The organism is Ruegeria sp. BI7 (assembly GCF_056537925.1).
In genome coordinates, this window is sequence record NZ_JBQFSK010000008.1 from 79,438 (window position 1) to 92,865 (window position 13,428).

12 protein-coding genes are annotated in these 13,428 nt (G+C 58.2%); 10 read left to right on the plus strand and 2 right to left on the minus strand.

Annotated elements, in window-relative coordinates:
• Positions 1-57 precede the first annotated feature (57 nt).
• A complete protein-coding gene (locus ACR0JB_RS16675; protein WP_170362090.1) occupies positions 58-966 on the minus strand; it encodes a LysR family transcriptional regulator in 909 nt (302 codons plus the stop codon).
• A gap of 156 nt (positions 967-1,122) precedes the next feature.
• Here ACR0JB_RS16675 and xdhA point away from each other — a divergent pair, with 156 nt between their 5' ends.
• The 10 genes from xdhA (at position 1,123) to ACR0JB_RS16725 (ending at position 12,653) form a co-directional block, all read left to right on the plus strand.
• Positions 1,123-2,586 (plus strand): xanthine dehydrogenase small subunit, encoded by a 1,464-nt coding sequence (gene xdhA / locus ACR0JB_RS16680; RefSeq protein ID WP_170397897.1) that lies wholly within the window; start codon positions 1,123-1,125, stop codon positions 2,584-2,586.
• 14 nt (positions 2,587-2,600) lie between these two features.
• Positions 2,601-4,919, plus strand: a complete 2,319-nt coding sequence (gene xdhB, locus ACR0JB_RS16685) for a xanthine dehydrogenase molybdopterin binding subunit (RefSeq protein WP_170507195.1) — start codon at positions 2,601-2,603, stop codon at positions 4,917-4,919.
• A 3-nt stretch (positions 4,920-4,922) separates the two neighbouring features.
• Positions 4,923-5,801, plus strand: coding sequence for a xanthine dehydrogenase accessory protein XdhC (gene xdhC, locus ACR0JB_RS16690; RefSeq protein WP_170350885.1), 879 nt, complete (start codon positions 4,923-4,925; stop codon positions 5,799-5,801).
• A gap of 43 nt (positions 5,802-5,844) precedes the next feature.
• On the plus strand, positions 5,845-7,446 hold the full coding sequence (locus ACR0JB_RS16695; RefSeq protein WP_170507192.1) for a xanthine/uracil/vitamin C permease: 1,602 nt from the start codon (positions 5,845-5,847) through the stop codon (positions 7,444-7,446).
• A 64-nt stretch (positions 7,447-7,510) separates the two neighbouring features.
• Positions 7,511-8,848, plus strand: a complete 1,338-nt coding sequence (gene guaD, locus ACR0JB_RS16700; RefSeq protein ID WP_170507190.1) for a guanine deaminase — start codon at positions 7,511-7,513, stop codon at positions 8,846-8,848.
• Positions 8,849-9,078: 230 nt separating this feature from the next.
• Entirely contained in the window at positions 9,079-9,669 is a 591-nt protein-coding gene (locus ACR0JB_RS16705) for a TetR/AcrR family transcriptional regulator (RefSeq protein WP_480790082.1), read from the plus strand.
• Positions 9,666-9,929 (plus strand): hypothetical protein, encoded by a 264-nt coding sequence (locus tag ACR0JB_RS16710; protein ID WP_170507184.1) that lies wholly within the window; start codon positions 9,666-9,668, stop codon positions 9,927-9,929. Before ACR0JB_RS16705 ends, ACR0JB_RS16710 begins: the two co-directional genes overlap by 4 nt.
• 9 nt (positions 9,930-9,938) lie before the next feature.
• Entirely contained in the window at positions 9,939-11,090 is a 1,152-nt protein-coding gene (locus ACR0JB_RS16715; RefSeq protein WP_480790083.1) for an aromatic ring-hydroxylating oxygenase subunit alpha, read from the plus strand.
• Between the two features lie 18 nt (positions 11,091-11,108).
• The gene (locus tag ACR0JB_RS16720) at positions 11,109-11,582 is read left to right on the plus strand and encodes a hypothetical protein (RefSeq protein ID WP_170397912.1); all 474 of its coding nucleotides are present in this window, start codon (positions 11,109-11,111) and stop codon (positions 11,580-11,582) included.
• A 12-nt stretch (positions 11,583-11,594) separates the two neighbouring features.
• Complete coding sequence (locus ACR0JB_RS16725) at positions 11,595-12,653, plus strand: ferredoxin--NADP reductase (protein WP_170397915.1); 1,059 nt, start codon at positions 11,595-11,597, stop codon at positions 12,651-12,653.
• Between the two features lie 31 nt (positions 12,654-12,684).
• Here the strand turns inward: ACR0JB_RS16725 and ACR0JB_RS16730 are convergent, their stop codons facing one another.
• Positions 12,685-13,218, minus strand: a complete 534-nt coding sequence (locus ACR0JB_RS16730) for a ZrgA family zinc uptake protein (protein WP_170397919.1) — start codon at positions 13,216-13,218, stop codon at positions 12,685-12,687.
• Positions 13,219-13,428: the final 210 nt, after the last annotated feature.

Sequence of the window (13,428 nt, forward strand, 5' to 3'; positions counted from 1 at the left end):
ACCAACAGAGAAATTGGTGACAGGCAAACTGGGTTTTCATACCCAGTTTTTTGTTTTTCAGCCCGGCGCGAAAAAGCGTTTGCTGTGCTGCGCGATATGTTCGACGAAAAGGCGCACCTTGGGGTCCTGAAGCTTTTTATGCGGATAAAGGCACCCGAAAATCGTCGGCACTGGGGGTGTCTTCGGTAGGACCTCGACCAGTCGACCGTCCTCAAGATATTCCCGCACGTCAAAGCGTGGTTTGTTAACGATCCCTTTGCCCGCCAGCGCCCAGTCTGTCAGCACGTCCCCATCATCCGCATCGTATTTACCGTGAACTTCCAGCTTTCGCGGTCCCATGTCGGTGTTGAGGGTCCAGAAGTATTCGGGCGATCTGGGATACCGCAGCAAAAGGCAGTTATGGGGCGTATGCAGAAGGTCATCCGGCGTATTGGGCACGCCAAAGTTCGACAGATATTCCGGAGACGCGCACAGCACGCGATCGCAATCCGCAAACTTCCGCAGTTTCATGGTGGAATCGCCGGGCTCACCGATAAAGAACGCGATGTCCAAACCGTCGGCCATCATGTCCACCTTGCGGTCCGAAAGACGCATGCGAATCTCTGTTTCGGGGTAGAGTTCCGAGAATTCCGGCACCAGAGGCGCGACGATTCTACGCCCGACTCCCAGCGGCGCGGTGATGCGAATGGCACCTCGCGGGGCATCGGAAAAGCTGGCAACGCGCGCTTCGGCGTGATCGATCGCCAGCAGAACGGCCTTGGCCTCGTCGTAGAAAACCGATCCAACTTCGGTTGGGGTCATCGACCGGGTCGTTCTGTTGAACAGCCGCACACCCAAATGGTTCTCAAGCTCTTTCAATCGTTTGCTGGCCACCGCCGGGGTTAACCGCAGGTCGCGCCCGCCGGATGTAATGCTGCCCAGCTCCATCACTCTGACAAAAACACGCAGGCTTTCGATGTACGACATTCGATCCTCTCCTTGGGGAAAGACTGCGCCATGGCGTTTTCTTTTTCAACGATCTGTTGAAAGTATTTGCCGTTTCCGGCGATTTTAAGACTCAATCGTTGCGCCTATGGTTCCCCCGATTACCCACCTGAAAGGCAGGGGCATAGGGAGAATACCATGACGCATCGCACCGACATCCAATTTGTCCTGAATGGCAAGGATGTGTCCGTTCCAAACGTATCCGCAGACCAGACGCTTCTGGATTTCCTGCGGTTGGAGCGTCGGCTGACAGGCACAAAAGAAGGCTGCGCCGAGGGCGACTGTGGCGCGTGCACCGTTCTTGTTGGACGGCTTGGCGGTGAAGGTCTGGCCTATGTTCCCGTGAATGCCTGCATCCGGTTTCTTGCCTCGGTCGATGGCTGCCATGTCGTGACGGTTGAACACCTGTCCGGCCCGGACGGTCGTCTGCACCCGGTACAACAGGCGATGATTGATCACCACGGCAGCCAGTGCGGGTTCTGTACGCCGGGCTTCGTCATGGCGCTGTATGCACTGTGGATGCAAACGCCCGAGCCGACCAAAGCGCAGGTTGAAACCGCGCTGCAGGGCAACCTGTGTCGCTGCACCGGGTATGAGCCAATCATCCGTGCCGCCGTTGCCGTCAGCCGCTATGGCACCCCGGCATCGGACCACCTGAATACCGAACGTGAAACCATGACCGCACGTCTGGCCGCGCTCAAGGACGATCGGCGCGTTGTATCCGGGCCGGAAGACAACCTGAGCATTATCCCCTCCAGCGTTGATGACCTTGCCGATTGCCTGCAGACCTATCCCAAGGCCACGATCGTGGCCGGTGCCACGGATGTGGGTCTTTGGGTTACCAAATTCCTGCGTAACATCGGGCCTGCCATCTTCACCGGTCATCTCGAAGACCTGAAAACAGTCGAAAGACAGGGTTCCCTCCTCCTGATCGGTGCTGGCGCCAGCTACACCGATTGCCAGGAACTTCTGTCTGAACACCTGCCACACCTGTCCTCCTACTGGGATCGCATCGCAGGGTGGCAGGTGCGGAATATGGGAACCGTCGGCGGAAATATCGCCAATGGCTCGCCCATCGGGGATACGCCGCCGGTTCTTATCGCGCTTGGAGCGGAAATCACGCTGCGGCGCGGTTCCGAAAGCCGGACGCTGCCTCTCGCTGAATTCTTCATCGACTACGGAAAGCAAGACCGCCAACCCGATGAGTTCGTCGCAAGCATCCATGTGCCCCTGCCCGGACCCGATGATCTGAATGCGGCCTACAAGATTTCCAAACGTCGTGACGAGGACATCTCCTCGGTCGCTGCTGGCATTCACATGACGGTCACGGACGGCACCATCAGCAATACGCGCATCGCATTCGGCGGTATGGCTGCCACGCCCAAGCGAGCCGCTGCTGCCGAGGCGGCGCTGAGCGGTCAATCCTGGTCGCGGGAAAGCTTTGAGGCCGCCGCCGAGGCGCTGGCTGAAGATTTCAGCCCTCTCACCGATTGGCGCGCATCGTCTGACTACAGAATGCTATCCGCCCAAAACCTGCTGCGCCGCTTCTACCTTGAAAACGACGCCCAAACCGACGCCCCCGTTCAACTGGCTTGCGCCTGATAAGGAGACAAAAAATGAAAGATAACGTTTCCATCACCGGGGCGGCCCACACCAATGTCAAACATGACAGCGCGATCAAGCATGTCACCGGACGGGCCGATTACACCGACGATATTGCCCAGCCCGAAGGCACGCTGCACGCGTATCTCGGCGTCTCGGACGTAGCGCACGCCAAGCTATTGGGCTTCGACTTCACCGACGTTCTGGCCACGCCCGGCGTTGTCGGAGTGTTGACCGCGGATGATGTGCCGGGGTCCAATGATATCAGCCCGACACATCTGAACGATGAACCGGTTTTCCCGACCGATGCCATTCAGTTTCATGGGCAGCCTTTGTTTGCCGTTGTTGCCGAAACCCGCGACATCGCGCGCCGGGCCGCAGAACTGGCAAAAATCAACTACGAAACTCTGCCCCATGCGCTGGACCCGATTGCCGCGCAGGAGGCCGGTTACCCGCATGTCACGGCACCGCTCAAGCTGGAGCGCGGAGATGTCGCCCCGGCGCAGGCTGCCGCCCCCAACCGGATCAAGGGCCGCATGAGTGTTGGCGGCCAGGATCACATGTACCTCGAGGGTCACATCGCCTTTGCCATTCCGGGCGAAGACGACGATGTGGTCGTGCATTGCTCAACCCAACACCCGTCCGAGGCGCAGCATATGGTGGCGCATGTCCTGGGCGTGCCATCCAACGCCGTTGTGGTCAACGTGCGCCGTATGGGCGGTGGCTTTGGCGGCAAGGAAAGCCAGATGAACCTGTTCTGCGCGGTTGCTGCCATGGCTGCCAAAAAGTGGAACCGCGCCGTGAAAATCCGCCCCGACCGGGATCAGGACATGACGGCGACCGGCAAACGCCATGACTTTGTGATCGATTATGACGTCGCCTTTGACGATGATGGCCGCATTCAGGCTGTCGAAGGCAGCTTTGCCGCGCGCTGCGGGTTTTCAGCAGACCTTTCGGGGCCCGTGACCGACCGGGCGCTATTCCACGCGGACAACGCCTATTTCTATCCGAACGTCCGCCTGAACAGCCACCCGATGAAAACCAACACGGTTTCGAATACCGCATTCCGTGGGTTTGGCGGCCCCCAAGGCGTGATCGCTGCCGAGCGGATGATCGAAGAGATTGCCTATGCCACCGGGCAGGACCCGCTGGATGTGCGCAAGGTTAATTTCTACGGCACCACGGACCGCAACATCACCCCCTACCACCAAGAGGTCGAAGACAGCATTCTCGACCGGTTAATCGGAGAGCTGGAAGAGACATCGGATTATCGCAAGCGCCGTCAGGAGATCATCGAATTCAACAAGACGTCGCCGATCCTGAAAAAAGGCATCGCGCTTACACCGGTCAAGTTTGGCATTTCCTTTACAGCGACTTGGTACAATCAGGCTGGCGCACTGGTGCATGTCTACAATGACGGTTCGATCCACCTAAACCACGGTGGCACCGAAATGGGGCAAGGCCTGAACACCAAGGTCGCGCAGGTCGTGGCCGAAGCCTTTCAGGTCGATTTCAGCCGGATCAAGATCACCAAAACGACCACCGAGAAGGTTCCCAACACCTCAGCCACGGCTGCCTCGAGCGGGACTGATCTGAACGGCATGGCTGCGTTTAACGCGGTCGAGCAGATCAAAGCGCGTCTGGTGAAATTCGCCGCTGAGAACTGGGATGTTACACCCGAGAACGTGGCCTTCCACGCCAATCAGGTGCATATCGGCGACGAAGTTCTGCCTTTCGACACGTTCATCAAACAGGCCTATCTAGCACGTGTGCAACTTTCGGCGGCCGGGTTCTACAAGACGCCGAAAATCCACTGGGATCGGGCCAAAGGACAAGGCCGCCCGTTCTACTATTACTCCTATGGCGCGTCTTGTTCGGAAGTGACAATTGACACCCTGACAGGTGAATACCGGGTCGAGCGTACTGATCTTTTGCACGACGTTGGACGCTCGTTGAACCCTGTGCTGGACAAGGGCCAGGTCGAAGGCGCGTTTATTCAGGGCATGGGGTGGCTGACCACCGAAGAGCTTTGGTGGGACGACGCGGGCCGTCTGCGCACTCATGCGCCGTCGACCTACAAAATTCCGCTCGCGTCCGACCGTCCGCGCATCTTCAATGTGAACCTCGCCGACTGGTCGGAAAACCGCGAGCTGACCATCAAACGCTCCAAAGCTGTCGGAGAACCGCCGTTCATGCTGGGCATTTCGGTGTTCGAGGCGCTGTCGATGGCCGTGGCCTCTGTCGCTGATTACCGCGAATGCCCGCGCCTTGACGCGCCAGCCACCCCCGAACGTGTGCTAATGGCAGTTGCGCGGCTGCAAGCGGGGCCCTGAGCCATGACTGCCCCCGGTTCCCTTAGCGAATTCCTGTCCACGCAGCACAGCGTGATCCGCGTAGCACTAACGCGTGTGCGCGGGTCGTCGCCGCGCAATGAAGGGACAGAGATGTTCGTGGCACCCGGGGCGCTGTGGGGAACCATCGGTGGTGGCCAATTGGAGTTCATGGCCATCAACGCCGCCCGCGACATGCTGCGCGACGGGGTGTTGCATCAGGATCTGGATGTGCCGCTTGGCCCGGAAATCGGCCAGTGCTGCGGTGGGCGGGTCGAGATGAAACTGACCCGCATGCGTGCGTCCGACAAATGGGCCGCCGCAGAACGCGCGACCCAGCGCGACGAGGCTTTGCCACACGTCTATGTCATGGGCGCAGGTCACGTGGGGCGCGCTTTGGCCAATCAGTTTCAGCATCTGCCGGTGCGCTGCATCCTCGTCGACACTCGACCCGAAGAGGTCGAGCTTTGCACAGCCAATGTCGAAACCCGCGTCAGCGCGATCCCCGAGACGGATATCTGGGGTGCGCCTGCGGGCAGCGCCTTTATCGTTCTGACTCACGATCATGGATTGGATTTCCTGCTGACATCCGCCGCACTGGAACGTCAGGACGCCGCTTATGTGGGGATGATCGGGTCCGCCACCAAGCGGGTAAAGCTCAGGAACTGGGCGCACAAACACTGTGACGGACAGTCTATCGAACACTTGAAATGCCCTATCGGGGCAAGCGGTAGCCGCGACAAGCGGCCCAGCGTCATCGCCACCTTCGTGGTGGCCGAGGTGATGGCTGAATTGACCTCTGAAACTGCCGCGACCGCCCCGACCGGGGCAAACCAGGCGCCCCTGCGGGGCCACCATCACGACCGGAAAGGGAGATCGGCCTGACATCTGTCGGGCCATTCCGGTCACATCAGAGGAGGAGACCGTCATGGACGGGAGGACCTACGAATACAAGCTGTTTACCCGCAGCGACTTCAGCGCTTTCTGGGCGCTGTTTACTGACAACCTCGTGAATCTGCTGATCCTTTCCGGGGTCTGCCAGTTCGTGTTTCAGATGCCCGCCGAAATCGTGTTTGGCCGCATTGTTCCCGGTGCCGCCGTCGCGATTTTGGCCGGTGTTGCCGTTTATACGTACCTCGCCAAATGGGCCGCAAACAAACGGGGTGAAGACGTCACCGCCTTGCCCTACGGCATCTCGACGCCGGTTATGTTCGTCTACTTGTTCGGTGTGATCGGACCCATCTACTGGGCAACCAATGATCCCATGCTGGCATGGCAAGTGGGCATCGGCGCCGGGTTCATGGGCGGCATCGTTGCGGCCTTGGGTGCCATTGTCGGGCCTTATCTGAAGCGGATCACGCCGCGCGCCGGGATGCTGGGCACGCTGTGCGGTATTGCGCTGGTCTTTATCGGTTCCGTTCCGTTGGCCGAGGTGTTCGAAAACCCCATCATCGGCTTCACGTCGCTGCTGTTTATCCTGTGGGGTCTGATCGGGCGTTTTCGCCTGCCGGGCAATGTTCCGGCCGGTCTGGTCGCAATTGCTGCCGGTACGGTGATTGCTATCCTCCTTGGTGAATCCAAAATCGACGTCAGCGGCATCGGCTTTTACCCGCCGGTCCCCTATTTCGGTGACCTCATCGCCGGTGTGCAATACCTGTTCGCCAACCCCGAGCTGTTCCTGGTGCTGATCCCGGTACAAATCTACAACTTCATCGAAACCATGAACAACGTGGAATCGGCTGAGGCTGCAGGCGACCACTACCCGGTTGGACTGTGCCAAGTAACGGACGGCGCAGGCACAATGTTGGGTGCGCTTTTTGGTTCGCCCTTCCCGACAACCGTTTACATCGGGCACCCTGCCTACAAGCGGCTTGATGCACATGCCGGTTACATCGTTGGTGTGGCTGTTGTGATCGCTGCCGCCGCTTTCCTGGGCTTCTTGTCCTTCCTTGCGGGCCTGATCCCGATTGCCGCCGCGGCTCCGGTCCTGGTCTTTGTTTCGGTCAGCCTGATCACCAACACGGCCTGGGCTGTAAAGCCGATGCACATGGCTGCCGTGTCCTTTGCGATCCTGCCTCACATCTCGGCCTTCCTGATGGTCAAGTGGGGGTCTCTGATGAACGCTCTGCGCAGCACCGGTGTCGAGGGACTGCCCTCGCTGGGTGACGAAGGCCTGACCGCAGCACTACTGATGGAAGGTGCCCATTACGAAGGACACCTTGCCCTGAGCCAAGGTGCGATCATCACGGGTCTGGTCTGGGGTGCCATTGTGGCCGACGTAATCGACGGTCGGTTCCGGATGGCGGGCGCGTTTGCTGTCGCTGGTGGGCTGATGTCCTCTGTCGGGATCATCCATTCCTACACGTTGCAGGTGCCTCAGTTCGACGGGATCACCATTGGTTACTTGATCATCGGCGCGTTCCTCTATGTCTATCCGATGTTCGCACCCAAAGAGGATCTTGAGCATCGTGTGATCGTACCGGATGAGCCTGATCTGATCGACGACGACTCACCTGCACAACAGGCCTAATCCATAGCGGGGCAGTCGCAGGGCTGCCCCCTACTCTTTCCCTATCCTAAAAACGAGACCTTTCATGACACAGAGATTGCTTCGCGGTCGTCTGCTGACCTTTCATCGCGAACCCCTAAGCGGCGAAGATTCCGGCGCGTATACCTATCTTGAGGACGGTGCCCTGCTGATCCAGGACGGCATCATTCAGGACACCGGACCCTTCGCCGAGATCAGCACCAAAGCCGGGGATGTGCCTGTGACAGACCATCGCCCACACCTTATGATGGCCGGGTTTATCGACACGCATATTCACTTCCCCCAAGTGCAGGTGATCGCCTCATGGGGCGCACAGCTTTTGGACTGGCTCAACAATTACACCTTCCCGGAAGAAACCCGTTTTGCTTCGGATGCACACAGCGCGAACATGGCGCGGGCATTCTACGATCAGCTCATCACCCACGGCACCACGACCGCCGTGGCCTATTGCTCGGTCCACAAGACCTCGGCGGATGCGTTCTTTACAGAAGCAACCAGACGAAACATGCGCATGCTTGGTGGTAAGGTCCTGATGGACCGCAATGCGCCAGAAGGTCTGCAGGACACGCCGCAAACCGGGTACGATGACACCAAAGCCTTGATCACCGACTGGCATGGCAAGGGCCGCAACGGCTATGTCATCACACCTCGGTTCGCGATCACATCGACGCCGGAACAGATGGCCATGGCGCAGGCCTTGGCGCAGGAGCATCCGGATTGTCACGTCCAGACGCATCTGTCGGAAAACAAAGATGAGATTGCCTTTACCAAGCAGCTTTATCCGCAGGCGCGGGATTATCTGGATGTCTACCAATCCTTTGGTCTGCTGGGGCAAAAGACTCTGTTGGGGCACTCGATCCATCTGGAGGCACGCGAGATCGACGCGCTTGCAGAAACCGGTGCACATCCCGTGTTTTGCCCGACCTCAAACCTGTTCCTGGGCAGCGGCCTCTTTGATCATGGCGGGCTGAGCGCGCGCGGTATCTCGAACGGGATCGCAACGGATGTCGGTGCTGGCACCAGCTACTCGATGCTGCAAACCTTGAACGAAGGGTACAAGATTCTGCAATTGCAAGGGCTGGCTCTGCATCCCCTGCAGGCCTTCCACTGGGCTACGCGCGGTAATGCCTGCGTTCTGGGTCTGGAAGACAAAATCGGAAACCTCGACCCCGGAACCGAGGCGGATGTCGTTGTTCTGAACGCCCGCAGCACCTCCGCCATGGCCCTGCGTATGGATCGCGTTGGCAGTCTTGCAGAAGAATTGTTCGTCCTGCAGATGATGGGAGACGATCGCGCTGTTGAAGAGGTCTATGTATCAGGTACGCCCAGCAAGTCTGTGACCGGCCAAACCTCCGAAACCAACTTTGCGTTCGATCCCGCGTAAATGATAACTGACCTGTGTTTGGCCGTTCCGTGACCGGTTAACGGCCAAGCATTTCAACGAACTGCCGGTGCAGCCCGATGCGGCCCGGCGCAACTAACGATCCTTTCCGCTTTTCATCATTACTAACCGAGATCGGGTTTTCACCGCTCTCAGTTCGAAAAATAAATTGTCATGGTTGACAAAGTATTTTTCTCGCTTATTTGTCATTCGTGACAATAAACGAGATCCTGATGCCCAGACCTTCGCTAAAAGACCAAAGATCGCACGAAATACTCGACGCCTATCTAACCTGCGTGGCGCGGTTCGGGCTGGAAGGCGCGACCCAGGCGCGGATCGCCGATGAAGCCGGCGTCAAGCGACCGCTCTTACGCCATTACCTTGGAAACAAGGACGAAATGATAACCGCGCTGGCCGAATACGTGATTGCCGGATTTACCGCGTCATTGGACGGTTTGCGTCAGGCTTTGCCAGACACGGCGACACCTTCGGACCTGGTGGACACCTTGTTTTCCGAAGATAGCGGAACCGATCCACGGCTGATGCTGGCCTATCAGGCACTGGTCACCACAGTGCCCGATCGCCCCGATCTGCGCAAAGGTCTGATGGACAGCCTCACAGATTTCTTCGACGTGGTCGAAGCAATCCTGCGGCGCGCGGCACCAATGGCACCAGACGCAAGCATACGCGCAGCAACACAGGGCATTTCGGCAATCTTTGTCAGTATGGACGCCCTGTCCCCGCTGGACCCGCCCGAAGCATGGCGCGCCGAATTGAAACTGGCCGCCTCTCTGCTGGCATCGACACTGGAGGCTAAAGTATGACCCCGACGCGAACGGTGAACTACATTGCCCTGCCCATCCTGCTGGTGGCCACTGTGCTTGGTCTCTACTGGGTTTGGGGGCTGCTCTTTGTCTGGTGGATCGTCCCAACCATCATGAACGGACAAGCCTTTCTGGTGTTCGAAATCAACCGCGACGATGACCCGGTTCTGTACTGGGCCATCGTCGGCCTCTGGGCTGCGCTGGGTCTGATGATGATCGCCGCCAGCCTGTTTCCCCAATATGCCCATCTTCTTGCCTGAGGTACTCTGATGACCAAAATGTATCACCATCTACCGGTCGAGGCTTACACCTCGCAGGACTGGTTCGACCGCGAACAGCGTCAGATTTTCTCGCGCACTTGGCGTTTTGCCGGGCTGGTCCAAGATATCGAAGGACCGGGCCATTACCTGTCGGTTCAGGCCGGGCTGAACAATCTGTTCATCGTCATGGGGCGCGATCACCGGCTGCGTGCCTTTCACAACATCTGCCGGCATCGGGGTACCCAGTTGATCCGCGCGGTCGGCAAGACACAAAAAGCGCTGACCTGCCCTTATCACGACTGGACCTATGATCTTGAGGGCAACCTGATCTCGGTCCCGGATGAGGCGTCGGAGTTTCCCAACGGTGTCGACAAATCCTGTCTTGGCCTCAAACCGGCCAGCGTGGATGTCTGGCGCGGGATGCTGTTCGTGCATCCGGACCCTGACGCCCCCACCCTTGCCGAATGGTTCGGAGAGGTCGATCCCCTGTTGGGCCCGCACAAGCCCGAGGAACTGGTCGAGTATACCGACAGGCGCAACACCTATGAAATCAAGGCCAACTGGAAGATCGTTGTCGAGAATTACATCGACGTCTACCACTTGAGCCATCTGCATTCGAATACGCTGCATATGTATGACCATGCCAAGGCGGAATACGGATGGAAGGGGCCGCATTACCACTTTTGGGAACCCCCGTCCGAGGCCTACGCGAAGGACCACGAAGCCAAACTTCCTATGCCGCGTGTGATCGCTGAACCTCATACCGGTGCGTGGGTTCCTATGCTGTTTCCCGGCATTGGTATCGGGGCCAGCGAAGAAAGCTGGAATCTGTTCATCATCACACCGTTGGCCCCCGATCTGACACGGATCGAGAACCGCACAAAGGTTGCCAACGCTTCGAACTGGGAGTTCCAGAAGCAACAGTGGAAAAGCGCGGGCTTTTGGAGGGATTTTGGCGGCCCGAAATATCAAGGCGACGATGCAGCAGGCGCAGATGATCCGATGGCATCGGGCGATTTCACGACCGAAGATATCTATGCCTGCGAACAGCAGCAGAAATCGCTGAAAAGTCCGTATCTGGAAATCGGCCCCGCTGGGATTGGCGAAAGCCCGATCACGCAGCACCAGAAAGCGGTGCTGGATTTCATGCAAGACAGCTGAATGCCCCGGAGATTGATCATGAAACCAATCCAAGCCACCCTGATCGGAGTTGCGCTTGCATCGGCTCTGGTGCTGACGGCGCAAGCTGACGCACCGGAAGACATTGCCGCGCGTATCCTACAAGCGCAGGATGAACAAAGCCTGCTTGCCACCTGGAGCGATTGGCACCCCGATGCCACGCATCAGATCATCCTCAAATACGGGATGGGGCAGCCGGACGACGTGTTCTCGTACCGTGTCGGGGATGACACCGACGCGGAAGACCCCGAGATCGCGAAGGCGTTGGAGGGATACTCCGAAACCGCACGCTCCGCGCCCCAGATTTCATCGCACACCGAGGATGGCGTGTCGCACGTCACCGCCGTGACCGATGTCGACTATGATTGGCAGGGATACAGCGGCAGAATGCGTCAGACAGACACCTTTGTCTTTGCGCCTTATCTTGGCGGGACGGTGATCCAGTCCTTGACCACGACCTATGATTACCGATGACGGGACCTTGTTATGCAACGTGACTTTCATACCCTGACCGTGTCCGACACTCGCCGAGAGATCGGCGGCGCGGCCACCAGCATAACTTTCGACGTCCCGCCCGATCTGACCGATCTGTTTCAATGGACGGCCGGGCAACATCTGACGCTCAGGTTTCAGATTGCCGGTGCGGAGCAAAGGCGCAGCTATACCATCTCGAACCCGCCGGGATCTGCGCTGCGCATCACGGTCAAGCGCGTAAAGGATGGGATCGTTTCCAACTACGTAGGCGACACCCTGTCGCCCGGTGGCACGGTCGAGGTCATGCCCCCATTCGGGCATTTCACATTACAGCCCGGGGCCCTGAAACGCCGCACCCACTATTTCTTTGGGGCGGGCAGCGGCATCACGCCGCTTTATGCAATGATCAAGACCGTTCTGGCAGATGAGCCCCATTCCGTGGCCCATCTGGTCTTTGGCAATACCAATGCGAACAGCATTATTTTCCAGGATGAGCTTGAGCAGTTGCTGGAACAACACCCGAACCAATTCACCCTGCGCCATGTCCTGTCGCACCCCTCCATGCTCAGCTGGTTTTCACCGTGGCGCACAGGGCGGTTGGACGCAGATGTCATTCAGGCGGCAATCACTGAAACGCCTCCGGTGGCGCAAGACACTCATTATTGGATCTGCGGCCCCGGCAGTATGAATACGGATATCCGGGCGGCGCTGCGGAATCTGGATGTGCCAGACGATCGCATCCACATGGAAAGCTTCGGCGGAGACGCCCAAGACGACCTGAGCGAACCCGGCATGGCCGCAACCGCCCGGATCAGGCTTGACGGCAAGGTCTCGGAGGTGCCTGTTGCTGCTGGGCAAACCCTCCTTGACGCGGCGATTGCAGCCGGTCTGAACCCACCGTTCAGCTGCCAATCCGGTGTGTGTGGTGCCTGCGTCGCCCAGCTTGAGGACGGCGCCGTTCATATGCGCAACCGGATGGCTCTGGAGGATCGTGACGTCGAGAGGGGGTTGATCCTGTGTTGTCAAAGCGTCGCAACACAAAAGGAGCTGTCCCTGCAGTTCGAAGATTAGGTTATGTCAGGGCGTTTTGACATAACCCACCTTACTTGAACGTCAGATCAGGTGCGCCGCGCGTGATGTTTTGCGTGCGGCTTTTACCAGCTTGATCAACCCGCACGGCCAGCTTTTCAGCCGTCGGGAATCGTTCGAAATATGCAAAGTGGATGGCCTCAATCACGTCGATATTCTTGCATCTTATCAGGTATTCAGCCTGAAATTCGTTTGTGTCATCACCATCCGTCCGCGTGGTGTCTGTGTCTTGCCCCAAACCTATGGCCGAAAGTGTGACATTGGCCATCGCGGCAAAACACTCGGCCTCTTCGGGCACAACAAACAACTCCAGAGGTTTGGACAGGTCGGAAATGGCGACGGCAATAGAGTCCCGCCCTTCATCGTTTTGTGCAGGCTTCTCGGTGCCAAGAATGCCGGCGGCGGGGACTGCCAGTGACAAGGTGAACTCGGCCCCGGAAACCACAATGTCCAGATCACCCGCGGCATGATCCTGCGCGACAGCGGTATGAGCCTGCGACACAAAAACCGCAGAGATCAGGATCAGGGCGAAAGCTGCGCTTTTCATAAACAGGCACCACTAAACAAAGAATCACCCGGATTATTCTAATATGTTTCAAATCCCGTGCAATCTTGGCCCCACGCATCGCGCCCCACCAATATTGGGGAGTATCGGGGTGACCAATATTATCCGACTATAAAACTCAGGTTGACATAGGTGACTAATTCACTCAGTTAATACATCATACGCGCCACATAACCGGCGTATGAAAACCTT

Coding starts and splice junctions, on each gene's coding strand:
- ACR0JB_RS16675 (WP_170362090.1), bottom strand. CDS start 966: ATGTCGTACATCGAAAGCCTGCGTGTTTTTGTCAGAGTGATGGAGCTG.
- xdhA (WP_170397897.1), top strand. CDS start 1,123: ATGACGCATCGCACCGACATCCAATTTGTCCTGAATGGCAAGGATGTG.
- xdhB (WP_170507195.1), top strand. CDS start 2,601: ATGAAAGATAACGTTTCCATCACCGGGGCGGCCCACACCAATGTCAAA.
- xdhC (WP_170350885.1), top strand. CDS start 4,923: ATGACTGCCCCCGGTTCCCTTAGCGAATTCCTGTCCACGCAGCACAGC.
- ACR0JB_RS16695 (WP_170507192.1), top strand. CDS start 5,845: ATGGACGGGAGGACCTACGAATACAAGCTGTTTACCCGCAGCGACTTC.
- guaD (WP_170507190.1), top strand. CDS start 7,511: ATGACACAGAGATTGCTTCGCGGTCGTCTGCTGACCTTTCATCGCGAA.
- ACR0JB_RS16705 (WP_480790082.1), top strand. CDS start 9,079: ATGCCCAGACCTTCGCTAAAAGACCAAAGATCGCACGAAATACTCGAC.
- ACR0JB_RS16710 (WP_170507184.1), top strand. CDS start 9,666: ATGACCCCGACGCGAACGGTGAACTACATTGCCCTGCCCATCCTGCTG.
- ACR0JB_RS16715 (WP_480790083.1), top strand. CDS start 9,939: ATGACCAAAATGTATCACCATCTACCGGTCGAGGCTTACACCTCGCAG.
- ACR0JB_RS16720 (WP_170397912.1), top strand. CDS start 11,109: ATGAAACCAATCCAAGCCACCCTGATCGGAGTTGCGCTTGCATCGGCT.
- ACR0JB_RS16725 (WP_170397915.1), top strand. CDS start 11,595: ATGCAACGTGACTTTCATACCCTGACCGTGTCCGACACTCGCCGAGAG.
- ACR0JB_RS16730 (WP_170397919.1), bottom strand. CDS start 13,218: ATGAAAAGCGCAGCTTTCGCCCTGATCCTGATCTCTGCGGTTTTTGTG.